Consider the following 15,020-nt stretch of genomic DNA (forward strand, 5'->3'; position numbering starts at 1 on the left):
AGGCAGGGGAACAAACCCGTTTGTTGGAATGCAGGGGGAATCACGAGGGCCGGCTGCTGCGGTAGCACCGGCCCTCTGTGCCGAGGCCCAGACTTGAACTGGGGACCCCTTGATTTTCAGTCAAGTGCTCTACCAACTGAGCTACCTCGGCTTGAGATGCCTGTATTTTAGCGATTCCCTTCAGGATGTCAATCGTGAATTAGCCTGTTTTCCGGTGTGTACCAGGTCAGGCAGGAAGCCTTGGCCGGTATGCTATAATGAGGCCGTGCTGGCTGCCATTGTCATCCTGTTCTATTCTGCCCCGGCCAGTGCGTAAGCTGTGAGGCAAGCGGTGATAGTCTGGTCTGGCTGGGGAAGCGATGGTACGCCCCGTTGCGTGCAGGGAGAGTCCGCTGCTGGTTCCGCAAAGGCCAGCACCTTCGCCGCCGAGTCAGGTGATTGGAGCGCGCCGGAGGAAAGCCCGCAGCCACTGCCAGACGCCGAATCTCTGGAACTGGATCGGCAGCCCCGAATGGCGCTTGCCGTTGTTGCTCAACTCGACCTGGCGAAGATGATCGCCGAGGCACTGGACCGGCTCCACCTGCAGGTGTTGCAGGAACCGCAGGCCGATCGGGCGTTGCAGGCGGTCAGCACGCGGTGCTTTGACCTTGTTCTCGTGGATGTCGATCTCCAGCCAGATGGCTGGAAGATGGTGCAGGCGATTCGCTCGCGCTTGTCTGCACCGCGCTGGCCGCTGATCCTGCTCGCTGCACCCGATACCGTGGTTGACAGCCAGCACAGAATCCCTACCGAACAGTCTGCCTGTTTGCGCAAACCGGTGACCGTTGATGAGCTGGAGCGCACCGCTGCCGGCATGCTGGGCAACCGGCGATCGCGCCGGCAACCCGGCAGGGCAGGGAACCGCGTGGAGGGATGCTCAGAAGCCAGGAACAGCCATGCCTGGATCGAGCCGGAAGGGGCCGAGAGCATGACCAACAGCCTGAAGACCGGGTGATAGCGCGACATGTCAGGGAAGTTCAGGCAGAGAATCCGCCCAATGCTGTTGACGCTGGTAATGGTGCTTGCGGTGACCGGGCTGACTGGCAGTGTGCTGATGCCTCAACCGATGCAGCCTGCCCCCCGTGACGGCAGCCCGGCTACCTTCATCTTTGACCTGACGGTCAGCAGGTCTGACGGTTGGGACGCCCGGCAGCACGGGGCACTGGCCGGGGCGTACGCTGCTGCCAGCAACGACGCTGCAGCAGTAGCCCATCTGTACGTAGCGGCGGCGGAAAGCGATGATCCTGCCCTGTGGCGTCAGGTTGCCGATCGTGCGTGGCGGAGTCAGCGCTGGATGCTGGCACGCCAGGCGCTGGAAGCCGTGATTCGTTGGGCGCCGGAAGACGCCTCCGCCCGTTACCGTCTGGCGGTCTTGCTCCTGCCCTATGATGCGCGGCAGGCCTATGAGCATTTGCGTTACACCCTCGGTGATTCCGCGCTGGGCGCGCGCGCTGCTTTTCTGCAGGCGGCTGTTACAGAGGCTGCTTCAGATACACCCGCTGATCAGGTGGCCCGGATCGGTATGGCGCTGGCAGCGCAGGGGCACTGGCCTCAGGCGGAACAGGCTTTCGTCACGGCTATCGCCATGACGCCGGATTACGCCGTTGGTTGGGCATACCTGGGGCTGGCGCGCGCCCAGCAGGGGAAGAACGCCACGGATGCTTTTGCCAGGGCGCTTGCCTACGCACCCGGTGATGCGGTGGTCTTGCTGTTGCAGGGGCTGGCCTGGCGAGCGCAGGGCGATCATGAGCGATCGCTTGAAGCGCTGGCCGCGGCGCAGGGGACGGCGCCTGATGACCCGGCCATTGCCGCCGAACTCGGGACGGCCTATCGCCTGCTGGGGGACCTGGCTTCAGCGGAATACTGGCTGGCGCGGGCCGCGCAACTGGGGGCCGGGCAGCCACAATTCCTCACCAACCTGGCATTCTTTTACGCTGAGGAGGCATACAATCTGACCGGCAACGGGCTGACAGTGCTGGCGGAAGCTGTAGCCCGTCAGCCAGAGAATGCCGATCTTCAGGCGGCCTACGGCTGGGCGCTGGTTCAGGCGGGCCAGGTGACCACAGGAGAGGCGGCTTTGCAGACAGCGATGAGCTTGCAGCCGGACTGCCCGCGGGCGCTGTACTATCAGGGCCTGCTCTACCAGCTGCAAGGGCAGGACGCTCTGGCGGTAGAGACGCTTGCACGCCTGATCGGGCATCCTGAGCCGCAGGGTTGGGATCGTCTGGCCCGGCGTGTTCTGGCAACGATAGGTTCTTGAGTCTCATGACACGACAACAGCTGTGGATTCGTGGCGGGATTGGGTGTGTAGCTGTGGTGATCCTGGGTATAGCGGTGATGCTGCTGCTGGCAGCACCGCCAGACGCACCCGCTGCAACGCGTTTGCAGGCCACGATGGCCCGCGCTCTGGATGCGCGCTATAACCCCGTGGAGCCAACAGGTATGTTCCCACCCGGAGAACCATTTTACCTATCGGTACGCATTGAGGATGCACCGCCCAACAGTGTAGTTGCAGCGAAGTGGTCGTATAAGGGGGCGGCGATCACGCAGCAGGAGCAAGCGCTGGGCGGGGAAGAAACGGTCTACGTGATAGGCTTCGAACTGCGCCGTGCTGACGCTGGGTGGCCGGTGGGCGAATACAGCGTGGAACTGCTGTTAAACGGTCAGCACGCCGGTGACATCCGGTTTTCAGTGGTGCAAACGCCGTGATGCGGGGTGGGGCGATGCCCGGCAACGTGCTAGAATCCCCGGCGTTGGGCAGCTCCGGCGATCTGGTGTTGGTGCAGCCGGAGGGCGAAGATGCCGACGCGGTAAAGGAGTTGGCTGGTGCGCAAGGGTCTGATACTGGCGCTGGGCGTTATTCTGACTGCCTGCACGGGGGCGATCCCGGTGCCACGGGCGGGCCAATTGCTATACGTGACAACTTTCGATGCCTACAATGAGGATTGGCAGCTCTATGAGGGCGAACTGGCGGCGCAGGTAGTGAGCCAGGAGGGTAACGCCACGCTCCAGATTGCGGTGGACGCTGCTCAGGCAGGTGCGTTCACGGTGCTGGACGAGATGTTCGGCGATTTCGATTTGACGGTGCAGGCCAGGCAGGTAGCCGGGCCGGAGGATATTGAAGCCCCCGGCTTTGGGGTTCTGTTCCGCCATCAGGACAACAACAACTTCTATGCCTTCATGATCAGTGGCGATGGCTATTATCAGGTGATTCGCCGCCGGGATGGCGTGGACGAGGAGCTGAGCGATTGGGCGCCTTCCGACGCTATCCGGCAGGGGCAGGCTATCAACCACATCCGGGTGATCGGCCAGGGCGATACCTTCACGTTCTTTATCAACGATGTGCAGGTGCCGCTGTGTCTAACTATCTGGAACCCGCTGGCACCCGGTGAGTGCCAGGTGCCCGCTGCTGAAGAAGGCGGTCAGGTTTCCTGGTCTGCTGATGCGGTCGTGAGTCAGCTGGTGGATGGTTCTTTTGCCCAGGGGCGGATCGGTCTGGGCGCACGGAGTTTTGGGGAACCGGGAATCCGCATTCACTTTGACAACCTGCTGGTGTGCGGTCCGTATGAAACGCCCGCTGTGCCATTTCGCTGTGAGGAGCTGCCGGCTGGTGCATGACCATCATGGAGTCAACATTAGTGCATCACGAATGTCCCTTCTGCCAGATTGCTGATGGCAGGCTTCCGGCTACCCGCCTCTTCGAGAGCGAGACTGTCCTGGCTTTTGAGGATATCCATCCTGTAGCGCCGGTGCACGTCTTGGTCATTCCACGGGCGCATATCAGCGATCCCTCTGCTCTGGATGAGACAACAGCGCCGCTGATCGGTGAGTTGTTCCTGGTGGCCCGGCTGGTGGCTGAGCGGAAGGGTATTGCTGGATCGGGGTACCGGCTGGTGATGAACACAGGCCGGGATGGCGGGCAGTCAGTTTTTCACATGCATCTGCATGTGCTGGGTGGTCGGAGGATGTCCTGGCCGCCCGGATAGGGCTGGCGCAGACACCGGCTATGAATTATCTGATGATGACCCACTAAGGGGGCAAGAGAGTATGGACGATCCACGTGTTTCGTTACAGGCTGATTTGAAGGAAGCCATGCGCGCCCAGGATCGGCGGCGACTGAGTGTGATCCGCATGGCGCTGAACGCCATCAAGCAGGAGGAGATCGATCGCCAGGTGAAATTGAGCGCGGAAGAAGCGGCAGCAGTTCTGATGCGCGAGGCCAAGAAGCGACGCGAATCGATCACCGAAGCGGAACAGGCCGGCCGGCTCGATGTTGCGAGCGAAGAACAGGCAGAGCTGGCCATCCTCGAATCGTACCTGCCGCGGCAGCTTTCGACGGAAGAGATCGCCGACCTGGCCAGAGCAGCGATCCGCGAGGTCGGGGCCAGTTCGCCCAAGGATATAGGCAACGTCATGCGGGTGCTCATGCCGCGCCTCAAAGGGCAGGCCGAGGGCAGTCTGGTCAATCAGATCGTGCGCGACCTGCTGGTAGGCTCCTGAGATCGTCAGGGGACTATGAGAACCATCTGGGGACGCTTTTATCCATACTCGGATGACGCCGGGCATGGTCAGGGCGTTTCAAAACCCGGGGTGGTATTCCGGGCGCTGCTGGCAATTGTAACGGTCGGGCTGGCCACGGTGATCGTGGGCTATGATGCGCTATTTGCCGGGCAGCAAGCCCTTGCCCTGCAGGTAGGGCAGGTTGCCCCGCAGGATATCCTGGCCCCATTCAGCATCAGCTACGAAAGTGCTGTGCTCACCCAGCAACGCATCCAGGTGGCTATGAATAGCGTCCGCGATGTCTACGATCCCCCTGATCCAAGTGTTGCCCGGCAGCAGGTGCAACTGGCCCGGCAGGTGCTTGACTACATCGCTGATATCCGCGCTGATGAATTTGCCACGCCGGAGATGCTGCGGGCGGACCTGCGGGCTATCGAGACATTGGCGCTCACGGATGAGATGGCAGCGGCTATTCTGGCCTTTGACCCGGCGCGCTGGAATGCGATCGATGAACAGATCATCACCGTGCTGGAACGGGTGATGCGTACCGAAATCCGGGATGATACCCTGCGTAGCACCAAACAGAACATCCCGAATCTGGTGAGTGTACGCTTTCGGGAAGATGAAGCCGCGCTGATCTCGGCGATTGTCGAGGGATTGATCCGGCCCAACACATTCTTCAATGAGGAGCGCACGCGGCAGGCCAAGCAGGTAGCTGCGGATGCGGTAACGCCGGAGGTGCGTAGCTTTGAGCGCGGTCAGATCGTGGTGCGGGGCGGTTCTCTGGTCACGGAGGCGGACCTGGAGGCGCTAGCCCAGCTGGGCCTGCTACAGCGTTCTCCAGACCGCCGCCTGCAGGATTTGCTGGGAGTCCTGTTGACCAGCCTGATGGTGCTGCTGGTATTCGGCCTGTATCTCAGCCGTTTCCATGACCCGCTGATGACGGACAGCACCATGCTGAGTCTGGTGGCCGGCCTGTTGCTGGTGACACTGCTGGGGATGCGGCTGGCAGGCCCGGATCGGGTTGTGCAGCCCTATCTGGTTCCCACGGCGGCGATGGGCTTGATGCTCACGGCGTTGGCTGGCCCATCGGTCGCTGTCGCCGGGACAGTAAGCCTGGCGGTGTTGATCGGGTTCATGGTCAATAGCCCATTTGCGCTGGCGACGATGACTCTTCTCGGTGGGCTGGTCGGCGTTCTGACTCTAGCGAACACCGAGCGGTTCAACAGCTATTTTGTCTCTGGCCTGTTGATCGGACTGACGAATGCAGCTGTTGTGTTAATGTTCTTCTTTGATGGCTATCCGAGCGACTCGCTGGGCGCTTTGACGCTGGTGACGGCTGGTCTGGCTAACGGCCTGCTCTCCGGGGTGCTGGCGCTGATGGGATTGTATGTGATCAGCAGTGTCTTCAACATTCCGACCAGTTTGCGCCTGCTTGAACTGACCCAGCCCAGTCAGAAGTTGTTGCAGCGCCTGTTGCGGGAAGCGCCGGGTACCTACCAGCACAGTCTGCAGGTGGCCAACCTGGCGGAACTGGCCGCTGAGCGGATCGGGGCCAACGCGATGCTGACGCGGGTTGGGGCACTTTACCACGATGTGGGCAAAATGAAAGCACCACATTTCTTTATTGAGAATCAGGTCGATGGGATCAATCCGCATGAAGGGCTGAACGATCCGTACCGCAGCGCGCGGATCATCATTGACCATGTGACCGAAGGGGATGCCCTGGCCCGCGAATATGACCTTCCAGCGCGGGTGCGCGATTTTATCCGGGAGCATCACGGCACCACACGGCCTATGTACTTTTACCAGTTGGCTGTGGAACAGGCGGGCGGCAATGAAAACGCCATTGACCGTTCCCGCTTTACCTATCCAGGGCCGCGCCCACGCTCCAGAGAAACGGCGATCCTGATGCTGGCCGATAGCTGTGAGAGCGCGATCCGCGCCCGGCGGCCCAAGAACAAGCAGGAGATCGCTGATATCATACGCTACATGTTTGATCTCCGGGTGGCCGAAGGGCAGCTGGATGACAGCGATCTGAGCCTGTCCGAATTGAGCGAGATACAGCGCGTATTTGTGGAATCGCTGCAAGGTGTATTCCATCCGCGGATTGCCTATGCTGGCGGGCCGCTGGCGCCAGCGGCGGCCAGTAGCCAGAACGCACTGGATGGTGCCGGTGAGCGCGAGTGGGAAGCTGCCCCAGGGCAAAGCGTTGTCGAGGGGCAGGATGCCGACCATTCCGGCCCACAGCGAGCCGATAACCGGCAAGATAACGGAACAGTGAAACCATGATCGAGCATCAGTACGATATCTGTGTCAGGGTGGATGCACTGTATGCAGAAGCAACACCAACCTGCAGGTTGCGGGAGGCCATCGCCCTGACCCTGCAACACTATCAGGTTCCCCCGCAGACAGGGGTCACGCTCCTGGTCACCGATGATGAGAGCGTGCGCAAGCTGAACAGGCGTTTTCGTGGGGTAGACGCACCAACCGATGTGCTGTCTTTCCCCGCTGTTGAGGACCTTACCGAGTTGCAGCAGCCGGGCGAGGAGGGGCCTTACCTGGGCGATATAGTGGTGGCTTTTCCCTATACCGCTGCTCAGGCCCGGGAAGACGGCCACGACATCGCTGATGTGCTGGTCCTGCTGGCGGTGCATGGGATGCTGCACCTGCTCGGCTATGATCATGACACGCCGCAGAATCAGGCTGACATGTGGGCCAGGCAGGAGGCGTTCCTGCGTATGCTGGGCGTACCGGCGAGCGTTATGCCCCCCCTGTACGATTTCCCGGCGGAGGATGAGGATAATGGAACAGCCTGAGCGCGGCGCTCCGCCGGTCCACAGCCCTGGTAGATCTGCCGGTCTGCTGGCAGCCAGCCACGAGCCGCCCAGCATGGCTGACGTCACAGCGGGCCTGCGGATTAACCCGCAGGACTACAGCTACATGGTCAGTCCCAGCCGCTGGGCCAGCTTCAAGTTTGCTCTGTCTGGCTGGTTGCATATGTTGCGCTACCAGCGGAACACCCGGATTCAGGCTGCGGCGAGCGTGCTGGTGGTCCTGGCGGGCCTGTGGCTGGGCCTGACGCCGCTGGAATGGGCGATCCTGGTATTGACCATCACGCTGGAATGGATGGCGGAGTTCATCAATGCGGCAATTGAGGCGGCGGTGAATCTGGCCAGCGCCGAGATGCATCCGATGGCCAAGGTCAGCAAGGATGTCGCCGCGGCGGCTGTCCTGATGGGGGCAGTCTCGGCGGCAATTATCGGCGTGTTGATCCTGGGGCCGCGTCTGCTGGCGCGTCTGACAGGCGGGTAACGGCCATGCCTGAGCCTTCCCGGCACATCACCGGTCGTTACCGGCAGGGCATGCCGCCTCCGGCGGAACGTCCTCCCGCTGGGGAGCGCGTGCAGCGTCCTGGTTGCCTGCTGGCGGCTGGCCTGCTGCTGGCTATCGGGAGCGCCGCAGTGGCGGCGCTGTTCTTCCTGCTGGTGCTGCGGCCAGCGGCTCCAGCAGGAAGTAATGCGATCTGGCTGGGCATCGACTGGGGACGGGCTGCTCAGAAAGATGAAGATGTTCGGCAACTGGCTGGGTTGTTGCGCGCTGAGGGGATTGGCACTGTCTACGTGTGGACAACCTGGCTGCAGGCCGATGGGACATGGAGCGCGACAACCTTTCCGACTATCAGGGCGTTTGTTGACCAGTTCAGGCGCTTTTATCCGGAGGCGCGGTTGGACGCCTGGATCGGGATACCGGCGGAAGTGCCCGAATACCGGCTTGATGACACGGACCTGCAGGACACCGTGGCAGCGTTTGCCGCGCAGGCGCTGAGCGAATACGCCTTCGATGCGGTGCACCTGAATGTTGAGCCGGTCTGGAATGGGGATGAGAACTTCCTGGACCTGTTGCGTGCGGTTCGCCAGGCCATCGGCGATGAAGCGGTTTTATCGATTGCCGTGCCGCCCGACTGGAACACCGGCGCTCCTGGCATCCCCGTTGGCCCATATACCACCACTGATGCGCACTGGAGCCAGGAGTACAAGCAGCGCGTTGCTTTTCTGGTGGATGAACTGGTTGTGATGGCCTATAACAGCGGGTTGAGCACGCCAGAGGACTATCAGACCTGGATGGCCTTTCAGGTGACTCAGTACCTTTCTGCCCTGGAATCGCTGGGAATCGAGACACAATTGTTGTTCGGCATACCCACATATGACGCTGAACTACCGGGTCACGATCCGGCTGCGGAAAGTATCCCGGCGGCAATTGAGGGAATCCGGCAAGGACTGGTGCAGAGCGGTGAAGCAGCGCGTCGCTTCCGCGGGCTTGCACTCTATGCCTACTGGTCTACCGACGCGCTGGAATGGGAGACTTACCGCCGGCTATGGCTGGCCCCGGACAGGGGATGAACAACCGGCGATTCCTGACCCTAGAGATGCCTTTGTTGCTATGATTGATCCGCCGTTCTGCAACGGCGGTTCTGTGTTATCATCCAGGCGGTGCGACCCGGTGAAGGACGGCATCATGACGACAATCCTGCTGATTCGCCACGCGGTGAATGACTGGGTAAAAACGGGCAAGCTGGCTGCCTGGACACCCGGCGTTCACCTGAATGCTGAAGGCCAGGCCCAGGCCAGGGCGCTGGGCGAGCGGTTGAAAGACAGGCCGCTGCAGGCTATTTACGCCAGCCCGCTGGAGCGTACCCTGGAAACGGCTGAGGCTATTGCCGCTCACCATCCCCATCTGGTAGTTCAGATTGTGGAAGCGGTGGGCGAGCTGGATTGCGGGCGCTGGCAGAACGCGCAGATTGCCGATCTGGAATCGCGTAAGATGTGGCAACTCATCCAGCACGTACCTTCCCGCGCGCAATTTCCAGGCGGGGAAACGATGCGCCGGGCACAGGCGCGCGCTGTGGACGCGGTAGAGGCGCTGGCGGAGCATCACCCCAGGGGCTTGATTGCGGTAGTTTCACACTGTGACATCATCAGACTGATCCTGGCACACTACCTGGGTATGCACCTGGATATGTTCCAGCGGATTGTGGTAGCTCCTGCTTCGATCTCGGTGGTACAGCTTGGCTTTGGTCGGCCAATGGTCGCTGGTATCAATGACATCAGCCATGTTCCCCCGGCGTCACAGCCGGGCAATGATTCCGGGCAACCGGCATGATCCTGTGGTGAGATAGCCGGACTTTCCTGTAAGGATGGCGCCTGCATTCTTGAAAGGACACGCTTGATGGCGGGCTTTGAACTGGAATTGCGACCGGTCGATTTCCTGACTGTGGGGACAGTGGGCCCACGCGGTAAGCGGGTGTTCTACCTGCAGGGGGCCAAAGGAGATCGACTGGTTTCTTTGATCGTGGAAAAGTTGCAGGTCAGCGCCCTGGCTGAAGCGATCAAGGAATTGCTCCGCGAACTGGATGAACGCTTCCCACAACCGGGCGCGACCGAGATTGATCTGGCGGACTTTGACCTGGAACTTCGCGATCCCATTCAACCGGAATTCCGGGTGGCGGAGATCGGACTGGGTTATGATGAGGTTAGCGATCTGATTGTCCTGGTGACCCAGGAGCTGATCTCCACTGAAGAGGAAGAGGCCGGGCGCAGCCCTGGCGTGGTGCGCTTTTGGGTTGGGCGTTCCTTGATGCGTGCCCTGGCAATGTATGCCGAGACCGTGGTAGAACGTGGGCGCCCGGACCCTTCCAAGAATGGCCGCATTCATTATTACTGGATGTGATCGATAGTTCGCTGCCTGTGGCCAGCCATGAGTGATAGACCTGAGCCAGAGCCTGTCCCTGAGATTCCCTCCCAGCCGCTTTCAATGACGGATGCGCTGGCTACGCTGAGTCAGGGTGTCATTCAGGATGATCACGGGGTGTTGCCGTGGGGATCGAACTACGCCTATCTGGTCACGGTTGCTGATGAGCGTCGCGCTTTGCTGGCAGTATACAAACCCCAGCGCGGTGAAAGGTCGCTGTGGGATTTTCCAGATGGCACGTTGTGCTACCGCGAGGTGGCGGCCTATGTCGTTTCGGAAGCGCTGGACTGGGCCATTGTGCCGCCTACAGTGTTGCGCGGCGGGCCTTACGGCCTGGGATCGCTCCAGTTCTTTGTTGATCACGATCCGGAGATCAACTACTTTACGCCCCTGCCGCCGGAATGCGGGGAACAACTGCAACGCATGGCCGTTTTTGACTACCTGATCAACAACGCGGATCGCAAGGGCGGGCATTGCCTGCTGGATTCACAGGGGCATCTGTGGGGAATCGATCACGGCGTGTCATTTCACTATCAGCTCAAGTTGCGAACCGTGATCTGGGATTATGCCGGGCAACCGCTGCCTGAGCCGATTGTGGACAGTCTGAAGGCGCTGGACACCGTGCTAAGCGACCCGGCGACATTGCTTCGCCAGACGCTGGGGGGCTTGCTGTCTGCCCGTGAGGTTGATGCATTGCTGGCGCGGTTGCACCATCTGTTGCAGACACGGCGGTTTGTCCTGCCGGGCAGGGGGCCAAATTATCCCTGGCCGCCAGTCTAGGGGCGGCAGGACTCCCAACAAGGAGGGAAAGAGCCATGATGAGGCGGAAAGATGCTTGCTGGCGCACGCCCCTGGCGCTGCTGAATGGCTTTGCGCTGGGGACGTTTTACCTGTTGTTCTTGCGTCCTCAGATGATTCGCTGGGGCACCCGACTGGGCGAGTCGCAGCGGCGGCTGCCGGGTGATGATCGCATTGCGTCGCCTGGCCTGATCGTCACGCGGGCGATCAACATCGATGCCCCGCCAGAGGCAGTGTGGCCGTGGTTGGCCCAGATGGGGCGGGAACGGACGGGCTGGTACAGCTTTGACCTGCTGGGGAACAATGGCATCCCCAGCGCTACGTATCTGCGCCGGGACCTGCAGCCTCCCCGGCCTGGCCTTGCGCTGGACATGGGTTTGCAGGTGCTGGAAGTTGAGGTCAACCGCGAGCTGTTGGTTGGCGGTTTTGACCTGCCTGGCCCGCTGGGTGCGCCACTAGACGTGACCATGCTGTATCTACTTGAGCGGATGTCTGATGGCAGCACCCGGCTGCTCTTCCGCTTGCGGATCGGGACGCACGACGCGGTTGGTCAGTTGCTCTGCTGGTTGCTGGAACCGCTTGAATTCGTGATGTCGGTCCAGCAACTCAAAGGGATTAGGGCGCGGGCGGAAACGATGGCTTATGTACGCCAGCCAGCGCCGCGCGAACTGGAAATCCCGCTGGATTAAGTGGCGTATGTGTCTGCGATCGCGCCAGGCTGTGATATTCCTGAACCGGCAGGCGCTCGATCGCACAGGACAGGCTGGTGTAGTGTTCGCTGCTGCTGGCGGCGATCGGCGCAGACTCGTGATAAGGACGGAGTGCAATCATGGCATTTCCAGAGGGTTTTGTCTGGGGAGCGGCGGCAGCCTCCTACCAGATTGAAGGGGCGGCTTTTGAAGACGGCAAAGGGCCGTCGGTATGGGACAGGTTCTCCCACCGCCGGGGAAAGGTGTTCGGCGGGCATACCGGCGATGTGGCCTGCGATCACTATCATCGCTACCGCGAAGATGTCGCGCTGATGAAAGCGATTGGCTTGCAGGCCTATCGGCTCTCGATCTCCTGGCCGCGCGTGCTGCCGGATGGGGTGGGTCGCATTAATGCGCCGGGGCTGGATTTCTACGATCGCCTGATCGATGAGCTTCTAGGTGCCGGGATCGCCCCATATGTGACGCTCTTTCACTGGGACTATCCGGATGCGTTGTATTGCCGTGGCGGCTGGCTCAACAGTGAATCGCCTGACTGGTTCGCTGAGTACGCTTCTGTGGTAACCAGGCGGTTGGGCAACCGGGTCCGCTACTGGATGACGCTCAACGAGCCAGCAGTGTTTGTTGTGATCGGGCACATGGATGGCCGTCATGCGCCGGGCGACACCCTGGCGTTTGACCAGATCTTGCGGATGTCGCATCACGTGCTGCTGGCGCACGGTAAAGCGGCGCAGGTCATCCGGGCCACCGTGCCGGGCGCACAGGTGGGGGCGGCGATCGTCGGCAAGGTTGGCATCCCGGCCAGCGCCGCAGAAGCCGATGTTGAGGCGGCGCGGCAGTACACTTTCGATTTTCGCCGTCACGATCTGTGGCATCACAACTGGTGGTCAGACCCGATGCTGCGCGGGGAGTATCCGGTTGACGCTCTGACACTCTTCGGGGATGCCATGCCCAGCATCGGCCCGCACGATATGCAGATCATTCATCAGCCGCTGGACTTCTACGGGATGAATGTCTACAACGGTGAATACGTGAGACAGGGTGCGGACGGTGCGCCTGAGGTCCTGCCGCTGCCTATGGGGTTCCCTATCACGGCCTTTTACTGGCCCGTGACGCCGGAGGCTCTTTACTGGGGACCGCGCTTTATGTGGGAACGCTACAGGCTGCCAATCGTGATCACCGAAAACGGGTTGGCCAACACTGACTGGATCAGTCTGGACGGTAAGGTGCACGATCCCCAGCGTATCGACTTCACCCGCCGTTATCTGCTTCAGCTGCGCCAGGCAGCAGCGGATGGGGTGGCCCTGCACGGATACTTCCACTGGTCGATCATGGACAACTTTGAGTGGGCTGAGGGGATGAAACAGCGCTTTGGCCTGGTCTATGTGGACTACCAGACTCAGCAGCGGACGCTCAAGGATTCGGCTTACTGGTACCGGGACGTGATCGCCAGCAATGGTGCAACGCTTGACCAGCCTCCTGCGCTGTAGGTGGTCTGGCTTTCTGTTCTGGAGCGAGTGGAGGCCTAAGGGGCAGTGAGGGCCAGGGCAGTTGACTGGCCCTGCCGCCTCGCGAAGTGCCGGAAGACGTTCTTCAGGTATCGTGGTGGGACGTGCAGGAATCGCGGGGCAGTTCAGGCCGGGAGTCTGGGATGCTGGCGAAAGTCATCTCGTGTGGGGTGGTTGGTCTGGATGGCATTCCGGTGACGGTAGAGGTTGATTTCTCTCCGAATGCCGGTACTCCGCAGTTCAATATCGTTGGTCTGCCCGGCTCAGCCGTCAAAGAGAGCCGGGAGCGGGTGCGATCGGCCATCAAGAACAGTGGGCTGCGCTTTCCACTTAAGCGCTACACCGTCAATCTGGCGCCGGCGAATATCCCCAAGGATGGCCCGGCCTACGATCTGCCGATCGCCGTTGGCGCGCTGGCGGCAACCGACCAGGCTCCGCTTGACGTCCTGGAGATGGCGATGTTCATCGGGGAGCTGTCGCTGGATGGCGAGGTGCGGCATGTCAAAGGCGTGATCTCCTGCACCTACGCGGCGCGGCAACAGGGACTGCGCACGATTTTTGTCCCGGAAGCAGACGCTGCAGAGGCCGCCCTGATCCCGGATATTGAGGTCATCCCGGTGCGGACGCTGGGACAACTGCTGGAGCATCTGTACGGTCTGCAGGTGATCCCCGCCTTTCGCCGCGAGGATATCCCGGCGGTGGATGAAGCAGCGTTGTTGCGGGGTCTGGTGGACTTCGCCGAGATCAGGGGGCAGGAACATGTCAAGCGGGCGCTGGAAGTAGCGGCGGCGGGCAGCCATAATGTGCTGATGTCCGGCCCACCCGGCTCAGGCAAAACTCTCATGGCCCGCGCTCTGCCCGGTATCCTGCCGGCGATGACGCTGGATGAGGCGCTGGAAGTTACGCGCATCTACTCGGTCGCCGATCTGCTGCCGAGCGATTCGCCGCTGTTGCGGGCGCGCCCGTACCGCGCCCCACACCACACCATCAGCCAGGCCGGGCTGGTAGGCGGCGGACGCTTGCCACGCCCCGGCGAGGTGACGCTGGCCAATCAGGGCGTGCTTTTTCTGGATGAGTTCGGCGAGTTTGGCCGGTCGGCGCTGGAGGTCATGCGCCAGCCAATGGAGGATCGCAAGGTCACGATCAGTCGGGCTAATGGTACGCTGACCTTCCCGGCCAACTTCATGCTGGTGGCGGCGATGAATCCCTGCCCGTGCGGCTACTACGGCGATCCGTCGCACCAGTGCACCTGCTCGCCGGGGCAGATTCGCCGTTACCAGCAGACGATCTCCGGCCCCCTGCTGGATCGCATCGACATCCATGTTGATGTACCCCGGGTGGATTACGACAAGTTGACCAGCCGGGCGCAGGCGGAGACGTCGAGTAGCATCCGGGCGCGGGTAGAAGCGGCCCGGGAGCGTCAGCGCCGACGGTTTGCCGGAAGTCCTCACCTGCGGGCCAACGCCGACATGGGGCCAGGAGACATCCGCAGGTTCTGCCGCCTGACTCCGGAGGCGGAAGGGCTGATTAAAGTGACACTGCGCCAGATGCAACTCAGCGCGCGGGCCTATCACCGTGTGCTTAAGCTGGGGCAGACAATCGCCGATCTGGCCGGTAGCGATGTGATCGATGTGCCGCACCTGGCTGAGGCGATCCAGTACCGGCCCCGGCGTGCGACCATATAATCGCCTGGTCAGGATGTGACGAAGGAAACGAC

At 61.5% G+C, this 15,020-nt stretch carries 16 protein-coding genes and 1 tRNA gene; 16 read left to right on the plus strand and 1 reads right to left on the minus strand.

The window, feature by feature from the left end; all coding sequences use genetic code 11:
- Nucleotides 1-78: 78 nt before the first annotated feature.
- Nucleotides 79-151, minus strand: a tRNA-Phe gene (locus tag HPY64_00160).
- A 180-nt stretch (nt 152-331) separates the two neighbouring features.
- Between HPY64_00160 and HPY64_00165 the strand changes: the two genes are divergently transcribed.
- The 16 genes from HPY64_00165 to HPY64_00240 all read left to right on the plus strand — a co-directional run bounded on the left by HPY64_00165 (nt 332) and on the right by HPY64_00240 (nt 14,988).
- Complete coding sequence (locus HPY64_00165) at nt 332-994, plus strand: hypothetical protein (protein ID NPV65537.1); 663 nt, start codon at nt 332-334, stop codon at nt 992-994.
- Between the two features lie 42 nt (nt 995-1,036).
- The gene (locus HPY64_00170; protein ID NPV65538.1) at nt 1,037-2,299 is read left to right on the plus strand and encodes a tetratricopeptide repeat protein; all 1,263 of its coding nucleotides are present in this window, start codon (nt 1,037-1,039) and stop codon (nt 2,297-2,299) included.
- Between the two features lie 5 nt (nt 2,300-2,304).
- Nucleotides 2,305-2,748 (plus strand): hypothetical protein, encoded by a 444-nt coding sequence (locus tag HPY64_00175; protein NPV65539.1) that lies wholly within the window; start codon nt 2,305-2,307, stop codon nt 2,746-2,748.
- A gap of 117 nt (nt 2,749-2,865) precedes the next feature.
- Nucleotides 2,866-3,657 carry a hypothetical protein gene (locus HPY64_00180; protein NPV65540.1) on the plus strand — a complete coding sequence of 264 codons (792 nt, stop codon included), beginning with the start codon at nt 2,866-2,868 and terminating at the stop codon, nt 3,655-3,657.
- 5 nt (nt 3,658-3,662) lie between these two features.
- Entirely contained in the window at nt 3,663-4,025 is a 363-nt protein-coding gene (locus HPY64_00185) for a histidine triad nucleotide-binding protein (GenBank protein ID NPV65541.1), read from the plus strand.
- 61 nt (nt 4,026-4,086) lie between these two features.
- Nucleotides 4,087-4,539, plus strand: coding sequence for a GatB/YqeY domain-containing protein (locus tag HPY64_00190; GenBank protein NPV65542.1), 453 nt, complete (start codon nt 4,087-4,089; stop codon nt 4,537-4,539).
- Nucleotides 4,540-4,554: 15 nt separating this feature from the next.
- Nucleotides 4,555-6,831, plus strand: coding sequence for an HDIG domain-containing protein (locus tag HPY64_00195; protein NPV65543.1), 2,277 nt, complete (start codon nt 4,555-4,557; stop codon nt 6,829-6,831).
- Nucleotides 6,828-7,358: an rRNA maturation RNase YbeY gene (gene ybeY / locus HPY64_00200; protein ID NPV65544.1), complete on the plus strand. Its 531-nt coding sequence runs from the start codon at nt 6,828-6,830 to the stop codon at nt 7,356-7,358. The genes HPY64_00195 and ybeY overlap by 4 nt, the downstream gene beginning before the upstream one ends.
- Nucleotides 7,359-7,482: 124 nt before the next feature.
- The gene (locus HPY64_00205; protein NPV65545.1) at nt 7,483-7,854 is read left to right on the plus strand and encodes a diacylglycerol kinase family protein; all 372 of its coding nucleotides are present in this window, start codon (nt 7,483-7,485) and stop codon (nt 7,852-7,854) included.
- Nucleotides 7,855-7,859: 5 nt separating this feature from the next.
- Nucleotides 7,860-8,942, plus strand: a complete 1,083-nt coding sequence (locus HPY64_00210; protein ID NPV65546.1) for a hypothetical protein — start codon at nt 7,860-7,862, stop codon at nt 8,940-8,942.
- 115 nt (nt 8,943-9,057) lie between these two features.
- Complete coding sequence (locus HPY64_00215) at nt 9,058-9,702, plus strand: MSMEG_4193 family putative phosphomutase (GenBank protein ID NPV65547.1); 645 nt, start codon at nt 9,058-9,060, stop codon at nt 9,700-9,702.
- A 66-nt stretch (nt 9,703-9,768) separates the two neighbouring features.
- On the plus strand, nt 9,769-10,269 hold the full coding sequence (locus tag HPY64_00220; protein NPV65548.1) for a DUF3090 family protein: 501 nt from the start codon (nt 9,769-9,771) through the stop codon (nt 10,267-10,269).
- A gap of 27 nt (nt 10,270-10,296) precedes the next feature.
- The gene (locus HPY64_00225; protein NPV65549.1) at nt 10,297-11,070 is read left to right on the plus strand and encodes an SCO1664 family protein; all 774 of its coding nucleotides are present in this window, start codon (nt 10,297-10,299) and stop codon (nt 11,068-11,070) included.
- A 35-nt stretch (nt 11,071-11,105) separates the two neighbouring features.
- A complete protein-coding gene (locus tag HPY64_00230; GenBank protein ID NPV65550.1) occupies nt 11,106-11,777 on the plus strand; it encodes an SRPBCC family protein in 672 nt (223 codons plus the stop codon).
- A 140-nt stretch (nt 11,778-11,917) separates the two neighbouring features.
- Complete coding sequence (locus HPY64_00235; GenBank protein NPV65551.1) at nt 11,918-13,285, plus strand: beta-glucosidase; 1,368 nt, start codon at nt 11,918-11,920, stop codon at nt 13,283-13,285.
- A gap of 161 nt (nt 13,286-13,446) precedes the next feature.
- Nucleotides 13,447-14,988 carry a YifB family Mg chelatase-like AAA ATPase gene (locus HPY64_00240; protein NPV65552.1) on the plus strand — a complete coding sequence of 514 codons (1,542 nt, stop codon included), beginning with the start codon at nt 13,447-13,449 and terminating at the stop codon, nt 14,986-14,988.
- Nucleotides 14,989-15,020 lie beyond the last annotated feature (32 nt).

This window comes from Anaerolineae bacterium, assembly GCA_013178165.1.
In the GTDB taxonomy this organism is placed as follows: Bacteria; Chloroflexota; Anaerolineae; order Aggregatilineales; family Ch27; genus Ch27.